This window comes from Microvirga arvi (assembly GCF_016892765.1).
GTDB classification, from domain to species: Bacteria; Pseudomonadota; Alphaproteobacteria; order Rhizobiales; family Beijerinckiaceae; genus Microvirga; species Microvirga arvi.
The window spans coordinates 1-7,856 of sequence record NZ_JAFEMD010000115.1 but is presented as its reverse complement, the minus strand read 5'-3'; the positions used below and the strand labels follow the sequence as shown (position 1 = coordinate 7,856).

Sequence of the window (7,856 nt, the reverse complement as noted above, 5' to 3'; positions counted from 1 at the left end):
CAGCCTGATCCTGCCGGACAGGCTCAACCCGATCACTCTCTGACGCTGAATGTCAGATCAAATGCCGACTACTACAGATGAAGACGCCCCTTCCAGCGTTCATGGCGCGAGAGTTGAGCCGCCGCGGCCAGGCGCTTCGTCATCCTGCGCTGAATTGCCTTCGATGACACAACTGAAGCGGTCATCGCTGTCTCTGGAATTGGCTCGGATGCTATCTCCTGTTCAACAGCTCCCGAAGCCTTCTTCCGTGGCTTCCGGGACTTGACCCTCACACCCTCACCTTGTGCGGGCTGAACCGGATAGACACCTCCCGTGTCCTCTAAATCGTCCAGAGCACCGGGTGTCTGTGACATGGCCTCGTCACTCACCAGCGTTGCGGCGGGTGCATCTGCGACGTCTTCAGAGGCGCTTGCATCCAGATTGAGCTCCATCTGCCCTCGGTTGGCCTCGACTGAAGGGCGCTTGCGGCGGGCAGTCTCAACGGGCTCTGCACTGCTCCACGCAGGCTCGACGATGCTCGGCAGAATGCGTGGGGCGGCAGCTGGCTCGGGCACCACTTGAGGCTCTTCCTTCTGGAAGATTTTTGGGGCCTCGGCTGGGGTTGTCGCAAACAAACGTCTTGGCGGGAGATGGCTACGCTGACCTTGAAAGCGGGAGTTCTTGATCTCGACAGAGTTTGCTTGTGTAGGTTCAAGATCAAGGCCTCATGGAGTTTGCTCCATCACTGGTTCTGATCTCGCTCTTGTGAGGTGGCTGAGCAGGTCTATGCAGCTCGTCGGGTGAACAGCCGGTGCAGCAGGCGAGGCTTGTCGGTAGTGATAACAATTCCGGTATCCTCACCCTTTAGCCGTCTAGCCGCGTCAAGGTAGGCTTGGGCCGGTGCACTGCCAGGGCTGCCCAATGTCACCGGGGCTCCAACGTTTGAGCTGAGCAGCACTTCCCCACTCTCCGGGATGATACCCAGCAGCGGAATGGACAGGATCTCGAGCACGTCCTCTACCTTCATGATCTCGCCACGCCGGGCACGCACGGGATCGTAGCGGGTGAGAAGCAGATGTTTGTCGACACACTGCCCGCTCTCGGCTTTGGCGGTCCTGGCGTCGAGCATACCGATGATTCGATCGGCATCGCGGATCGAGGAGACCTCCGGGTTCACTACGACGACAGCCACATCCGCATGCCGCATGGCTAGCATCGCTCCCTTCTCGATGCCAGCCGGGCTGTCGCAGACTACCCAGTCGAACTGCGCACGCAGCTCTGCGATGATCCGCGCCACCCCGTCCTCGGTCAAACTGTCCTTGTCGCGGCTTTGAGACGCCGGCAGAAGAGCCAGCGTGTCGAGGCGCTTGTCCCGGATGAGCGCTTGTGAAAGTTTGGCCTCGCCTTTGATGACGTTGATCAAGTCAAAGACCACGCGGCGCTCGGCGCCCATGACAAGATCCAGATTGCGCAAGCCGACATCGAAATCGACGACCACCACCTTCTGCCCGCTCTGAGCGAGGGCCGCGCCCAGTGCCGCCGTGGAGGTGGTCTTGCCGACCCCGCCCTTGCCGGAGGTCACCACGAGCACCCTGCCCTGTCTGGCCTTTGTCTTTGCCTTGGTATGCTTTGGCCTTGGCTTCTTCATCGCTGGCAGTTCTCCAGAGAGGCCGTGAGGAGGCACGGCACCCACGCAAGCACATGCGAGGTCGAGAGGCGGCAATACGCAACGAATCCGAAAGGAACTGGAGAAAGCAACGGCCATACCCCTCGGAAGCACCCTCATTCGGCGCTCAAGGTGGTTACCAGACCGTTAACGGATTGCAGAAGGCACAGGGCAACAGTGTGGAGGCGTATAAGCAGTCCGTTAACCATATTGCGGCGACGATGGTCCGGCTGATCCGCTGGGTTTCGGATCAGCCCTCTTCTCCAAAGCAGCCGGGGTGCGGATGAACCGCCTCGGTCTGCTTTGGAGATGTGAGCGTCCTGGTGCAGTAACTGTCTCGTAACCACAACTCCAATCGCACTTGATCGAAACCGGAAGGCACGGCGTTGGCCCTGTGCCTGAACGGGAGAGAACTGCCCATGACCATTCTCGATCCGATCACCGAAAATCTCGTCACCATCGATACGTCGAGCAGACCCCGCCGATGAACTTCGCAAGTGCCAGGAGGTAGTGATGAAACGATCCTCAGCACGCCGGGCGAAACGCTGGGTCATTCAGGAACTGACCCGCAGCCTCAACCAGCTGTCCGACACCACAGCCAGTGGAGCTATGTCGGGCGATGGCAACTTCAGTGCCGGCGAAAAATCCAGCTTTAGCGAGAGCTGAGAAATGAAGGCCACACACTGGACGGACCTCTGACGCTTCAGGGGCAAAGAACAGATGAGAGATTTTTTCCAGCACCTTGGTAGGACCCAGGCTATGGGCCGAGCGGGATGTTCTCGGCCATGTCATCCAGCTTCGCGGCCATGATGAAGTCGTTCTCGTGCAGGCCCTTGATCTTCTTGGTCTGGAGGGACACCGTCGCGTACCCCCAGCCGAAGCTGACATCCGGGTGGTGTCCCTCGGCTTCTGCGAGTTCAGCCACTTTGTGCACGAATGTGAAGGCGTGCGCGAAGTTCTTGAACGGATAGGCCCGCTCAATCCGGCGAGCGTCATCGTGGATGGCCCATTCCGGTACCTGTTTGTGGAGGACCGAAACCTCCTCTGCACTCAGCGGCGGGATCCCGCCGCGGCACGGGGTACAGGTCTTTTCAACGAGAGCGGTGATCGTCATGCACTCCTCCCCTCTGTTGCGTCCGCCACTTGAGCATCGATCAGCACGTTGACAGCACCAACGAGGTTGCCATTGGCGTCGTGCAAGGGGGTGGGGAACGGCCGGAAATGAACCCGGGTGCCATCCGGCCGCTCGGCAACCGCTGTCACGTCCCGGATCCTCCTGTCCTCGTGGATTGCCACCGCCATGGGGCAGTGGTCATGCGGCAGCGGTGCGCCATTGAGCGTGTAAATGCGCCACGAGCCGCACCAGCGGTCCCGCCCGAGGACCGGACGCCGTCCCCATAGAGCCACGGCAGCCTCGTTGTAGAAGGTGATGCGCCCCGTCGCGTCCGTCGTGTACACTGCAAAAGGGAGAGCTGCGAGCATGTCGGCATACCGCACCTCGGCCAATCTCTGATCTGCTGTGGAACGGCTGAGGTACTCAATCACTTGGTCAGGGCTGCCGTGTCTGGCCAGGAGGCGCAGCAATATCTTTCTGACATGCTGGCGGATGCTCTCACCGGCTTCGGGTTCAGGCAGCGGATCTGTCCGAGCCACAAGATTTTGTTCCTTAGTTCTCGCTTTGCCGTGTGCCACAGTGACCTGAAACAGGTAGAAGCCGTTAAACCGCACGCCAGCCGATGCCGCTTTGTCGTGGAAGCCTGATGGCCGGGGATCCTGAGGCTGAAGAGAGCCCGCATATGTCCATTGCTCACGGTCGACAAACCGCGGCATCGGGCGGTCCTCCGGTATCGCACAGAGGATCTCGGGCCGCTGCCTGTTTCTGAACAGGTTGTAGGCGCTATTGCTCGTCCCGGATGTGCTTGGAGCCAAGTGATGAACGGACCGCATGTTGTCCCTCCCGTGGCTGGCGTTCTTGTAGGTTTTTGATTCGCAACGCCTTGGTTAAGCTTTACCGTTCTTGTGTGGCTTTTGTGCGCCTGTAAGGACTACCACATGAGGGATGAAGCTGCTATGCCTCCCGAGGATCCCAGCGGGACTGGATGTCCAGTTCAAAGGCTCCGAGTGCGAGCATGGATGCATCTCTTCAGCTTGGGCAGGTTACAAGGCGCAGCCATATGCTGCCTCCAGCTCAGGAGGCCTCGGTTGGAAATGCCCGGTATGATAAAATGGGCTGCATTCCGAGGAGGCAGGTTTGCGGGCCCACCGCCACCAGCTCTGTCTCAGGGCACAGCCCAGCCAGTCGGCAGTCTTGGCCACAAGCTCCCGACATTCTGGTCTGTGTGCGGCAGTTGTCTCTGCTCTTGTTCTTCTGTCATCCCCAACTGACGCGCAGACGCGCGACCCACAGCAAGCTGCCTTGGACGACTTCGCCGCGGCCAGAATGCTGAGCACCAAATGCCCACCTGGCAGATCGACCTGGCTGAGGCTCGCACGCGCTTTGCTCAACTCTCAGCCTGCTGATTGGCAGGACGGTGGGCGCCACTCCCGTTTCTTCGACGAACGGTTGTCCTACTATGGCGGCCTTCTCTCCCGCATGTCAGAGATGCGGGCCTGTGCGGCGGCAGAACAGGCGTTCGGATCTGACGGGCGCGTCCGGAGAGGCTGGATGAAACGGCAATGAAGAGCGAAGCCTCATCCCCGCTCGCGTCAGCGGAAGGTGCTGAAGCGGCGTTGGGGATAAACCTCCCCTTTCCCGTGCTCGACGTCTCAAGCTTATGCGCCGCCTTCTGATGGTCCTATAAGCAGTCAGTGCCCATAAGCCTTAATGAAGGCTACTGTCAGGGTTCGCTCCAGCTCCGATGTCAGCGGTGTCGGGTTGGCTCTGTTCCACGCGCGCTGAGCGCGCTGGACGAAGTTCTTGCGCTTGCGCTTGGCGTCCTTGGGAAGATGCACAGCCAGCGACTCGAAGCTTCGTCGTAGCTGAACTTCCGTCCTCTTCCTGGGCGGGAGGGCAGCCTCCGCGGCTTCCGCAGCGGCGATGTCGTCCGGTGTCGGATCGGGATGGCGGGCCAGTGCATCCTCCTCAATCTGGAGGAAGGCTCTGTGCTGTGCTGCATCGTGCTCCTTCAGACCGGGTGTGTGTTCGAGGAGGTATGCCTCGCGGGCCTCATCCAAATCGTCTCGCCTGTGCTTTGCCAGAAGAGTCTGTTTGCCGGGATTGTCTGCCATGTTGCGTTGGCCTTTCTGACGTCTGTCCTTCCAGGAGAAAGCAAGCTGCGGCGTGGTGCTTGAATGAGGGGGGTACCCCTGCTCGACGTCTGGTTTTTGTGCGCAGCCTTTGTGAACGCGAGACTACTCAGCCCAGTTATCGTGACCGACTGCAAGTGCACGCAATGTGATGTCGCCAGCGATTGTGGCGAGTTCCAAGCCCTCTGGTGTTGGCTCGAATGACTCCAGCGGGAAGAACACGTCGTTCCCACCGAACAGCACGAGCGTGTAGGGCGCATCTGCCTTGTCCTGCTCCTGTACGAGAGAAAGCATCAGCCCGCCGATCTCTCCGAAGGCATGCTTCTCATCAAAGTGGAGTGTCTTCGTCTCCACACGCTGGGGAAACGCAATGACCTCTGCCATGCCTAGTCCTCTCCAGTTGCCCCACGGATCTCAGCATCGCCGAGCCATCGCTGGGCTTCTTCAAGACTGCCAAATGTATGCTCAAGTTCGGTGAACGGTGCAGGCCTCTCTCCAGGAGGCAGGTCGAGCAGGAGTTCTGCCGTCCAGGTCGCGTCATCTGTTCTGCCGCTTTGGACCAGGCTGGCGATGATCACCCCATGGAGCAGCACATCATAGCTGCCAGGGGCAAGCCGGGAGAGTTTGTAGGCCATCGTGAACCTTCTGGAGAGAACACCGACAGCAGCAGGACAGTCGGATGGATGGCGGACCGTGCCTCCCACCAGAAGCTCTACTCAGCACAGGATCCCTGAGGCAAGCCTGCACGAGTTGAACCTCATCTGTTCCACATTGTGCGGTTAACCTGCGGCGGCTGTGGACAGACAGAGAAGCCTCTGGCTCGCCTCATGAAATAGCCACGGTTGACCGGCGTAGGTTGCCCTGCGGTGTCAGTTCCACAGAACCGCCTACGCCTCGGCTGAGGATCCTTGAACCCGATCTCCTCAGCCGAGGCGTTTGCTCTCCATGCATCCGATTGATGCCAGGAGCGAGCCCTTCGCGTAGGGGCATTTCCTTCTGGAACCATCTCTGAGACAGGAACGATGTTCCACCGTGCCCGTTGTCTCCCGCTCATTGCTGTCTAGGACAGGAGCCCTAGCTTCTGTCTGGTGTTGTGGGGCTGGCATGACTGAAGATGAGGTGGAGGCGGTTGCGGCCGAGCTTGCGAAAGCCGGAGGCGTCTCCTGGCATCGAGGAGGAGAGCGCGGCCCTCTGAAGCTTGTCATGGACCGCTATCGCGACCGTGCTCGCCTGGCCATTGCCACGCTTGAACGCGTCCGGGCCGCGAAGCAAGGCACCCCACGTGGTGAGCTCAAGGTCACGCAGTGTGAAACCAACCTGGAGGCGAACCAAGTGCTCACTTCGCATGATGGTGTCTCGGCAGGGAGCCTGGTCCTGTACCGCCCTCCAGGAGACAAGAGAGCCTATCCCTGCCGGGTTGAGAGGGTCGAAGGAAACCGCGCGTACCTTGTCCCTGAGCTCCCAACTTGCACCGGTTGGGTGGATCTCAACAGTCTTTCATCCCCGGCGGTTCAATAAGGCGTCCGAATTGTGAGCAGCATTCCCAACAGCAAGCCGGTGCTAACTGAAGGGCTCATTGACGTTGAGCTGCCGGTTAGCTCCTCACCTGGATCGACGCCGGACCCTTCAGCGCTGCTGCGCTACTACTTCAACCTCACCGACGGCGAGACCGTGATCCGGGATGAGGAGGGCGTTGAGGCGTCTAGTCTCCAGGCAGCCGTGATCTCCGCCATGGAAGCTGTAGAGGAGCTTCGTGCTCAGGATGCATCGAACTCGGACGAATGGCAGGGTTGGAAGCTTGAAATCGTGGATGCGGCAGGTCGCGCAGTGCAGAGCATTCCCCTCGATAGCTCCGCGTCGCATTAAGCACCCGCGCATCGGAACACCACGCGATCTGATCTAGGTCCTGCGGGCACTGGGCATGAAAAAGCCCCGTCGGAATTGGTCTGAACGGGGCTGAAATCTATGGAGGCGGTCAAGGGGTTGCGGGATTTGCCCCCGCATTGAGGACATGGGGGTGCCCTGTCGGCACACAATGGCGCTAGGGCGCTGAAGCACGACAACGTGATGGCGTTAAGCGCTAGAGTGCGACGGCATCAGTGCCGGGCCTTCTCCGGTGCCTGATTCAGGAGGGGAACATGGGCGAGTGGAAGACGGTCTACGAGGACGAGGTCGAGGAGCGCTGGGTCACGCTCAAGGTCTACGAGGGTGATGATGATGGCGACGAAGACCCGGTCGTGCGCGTCACGGTAGCACCCCTCGAAGATGCGGAGCAGGACGAGGGCGGGCAGAAGCCCGGTGCAGAAGCCGAAGACAACTCGATTACACTCGAGCCTGATCCCGTTGAGGATCTTGAGGAGGAGTTGCTCGAAATCGGCTTCAGCCCGGTGGCGGCGGCGTGGATCGTGGGGAAGGTTCCTGCGTGAGCTGTCCGGCAGCCGTAAACGAGGAGTAAACGCTCCATATCTGTTCCATGCTCATTCCGCATGCCATGGCTGGGCTCAAGCGGGTTTGTCGTGAGACGGGTACACTGTAGATGACTCCCTCTCCGCCACGGCCTCCCAGTGGCGGGTTCCCTCCCTAAACTCGGCCACCCTCAAAGGTGGCCTTTTTTCTCACAGCCGGTGCGCAGTGCCTTTGCGCTTTGGACGGCTCAATATTGAGGTTGCGTCATGTTTTTATCAGTCGTTCTGTCAGGCCTGCGTCGCTGGTTGCGTGCCCATGAAATCGCACGGCAATTGAAGGCTATGTCTGATCGTGAGTTGTCTGACATCGGCATTGCCAGGCACGACATCGCGCAGGTGGCACGCCAGAGCCACTGAAGCGGAAATTGATTGCAGCTGTGATCGATGAGATTGGGTGAGGGACAAGGATGGAAGTGCATCCGCGTGTAGTAGTCGGCATTTGATCTGACATTCAGCGTCAGAGAGTGATCGGGTTGAGCCTGTCCGGCAGGATCAGGCTG

The 7,856-nt window shown here is 59.8% G+C and carries 10 protein-coding genes; 3 read left to right on the top strand and 7 right to left on the bottom strand.

Annotated features, from left to right (window positions below; all coding sequences use genetic code 11):
- Positions 1 to 763: 763 nt before the first annotated feature.
- Entirely contained in the window at positions 764 to 1,627 is an 864-nt protein-coding gene (gene minD, locus ILT44_RS29270) for a septum site-determining protein MinD (RefSeq protein ID WP_204243131.1), read from the bottom strand.
- Positions 1,628 to 2,158: 531 nt separating this feature from the next.
- Between minD and ILT44_RS29265 the strand changes: the two genes are divergently transcribed.
- Positions 2,159 to 2,311, top strand: a complete 153-nt coding sequence (locus ILT44_RS29265; RefSeq protein ID WP_204243130.1) for a hypothetical protein — start codon at positions 2,159 to 2,161, stop codon at positions 2,309 to 2,311.
- A 91-nt stretch (positions 2,312 to 2,402) separates the two neighbouring features.
- Here the strand turns inward: ILT44_RS29265 and ILT44_RS29260 are convergent, their stop codons facing one another.
- The 5 genes from ILT44_RS29260 to ILT44_RS29240 form a co-directional block, all read right to left on the bottom strand.
- Positions 2,403 to 2,759: a 4a-hydroxytetrahydrobiopterin dehydratase gene (locus tag ILT44_RS29260; RefSeq protein WP_239468618.1), complete on the bottom strand. Its 357-nt coding sequence runs from the start codon at positions 2,757 to 2,759 to the stop codon at positions 2,403 to 2,405.
- Positions 2,756 to 3,142, bottom strand: coding sequence for a PAS domain-containing protein (locus ILT44_RS29255; RefSeq protein WP_372441290.1), 387 nt, complete (start codon positions 3,140 to 3,142; stop codon positions 2,756 to 2,758). The genes ILT44_RS29260 and ILT44_RS29255 overlap by 4 nt, the downstream gene beginning before the upstream one ends.
- A gap of 1,308 nt (positions 3,143 to 4,450) precedes the next feature.
- On the bottom strand, positions 4,451 to 4,819 hold the full coding sequence (locus ILT44_RS29250; protein WP_204243128.1) for a hypothetical protein: 369 nt from the start codon (positions 4,817 to 4,819) through the stop codon (positions 4,451 to 4,453).
- A gap of 177 nt (positions 4,820 to 4,996) precedes the next feature.
- Entirely contained in the window at positions 4,997 to 5,275 is a 279-nt protein-coding gene (locus ILT44_RS29245; protein WP_204243127.1) for a hypothetical protein, read from the bottom strand.
- 2 nt (positions 5,276 to 5,277) lie between these two features.
- Positions 5,278 to 5,526 (bottom strand): hypothetical protein, encoded by a 249-nt coding sequence (locus tag ILT44_RS29240; RefSeq protein ID WP_204243126.1) that lies wholly within the window; start codon positions 5,524 to 5,526, stop codon positions 5,278 to 5,280.
- A gap of 895 nt (positions 5,527 to 6,421) precedes the next feature.
- Here ILT44_RS29240 and ILT44_RS29235 point away from each other — a divergent pair.
- Together ILT44_RS29235 and ILT44_RS29230 are read left to right on the top strand one after the other, a co-directional pair.
- The gene (locus ILT44_RS29235; protein ID WP_204243125.1) at positions 6,422 to 6,757 is read left to right on the top strand and encodes a DUF6894 family protein; all 336 of its coding nucleotides are present in this window, start codon (positions 6,422 to 6,424) and stop codon (positions 6,755 to 6,757) included.
- A 272-nt stretch (positions 6,758 to 7,029) separates the two neighbouring features.
- On the top strand, positions 7,030 to 7,317 hold the full coding sequence (locus ILT44_RS29230) for a hypothetical protein (protein WP_204243124.1): 288 nt from the start codon (positions 7,030 to 7,032) through the stop codon (positions 7,315 to 7,317).
- A 227-nt stretch (positions 7,318 to 7,544) separates the two neighbouring features.
- On the opposite strand, the gene ILT44_RS32160 is transcribed toward ILT44_RS29230, so the two are convergent.
- A partial coding sequence (locus ILT44_RS32160) for a hypothetical protein (protein WP_239468617.1) occupies positions 7,545 to 7,856 on the bottom strand: 312 nt, incomplete at its 5' end.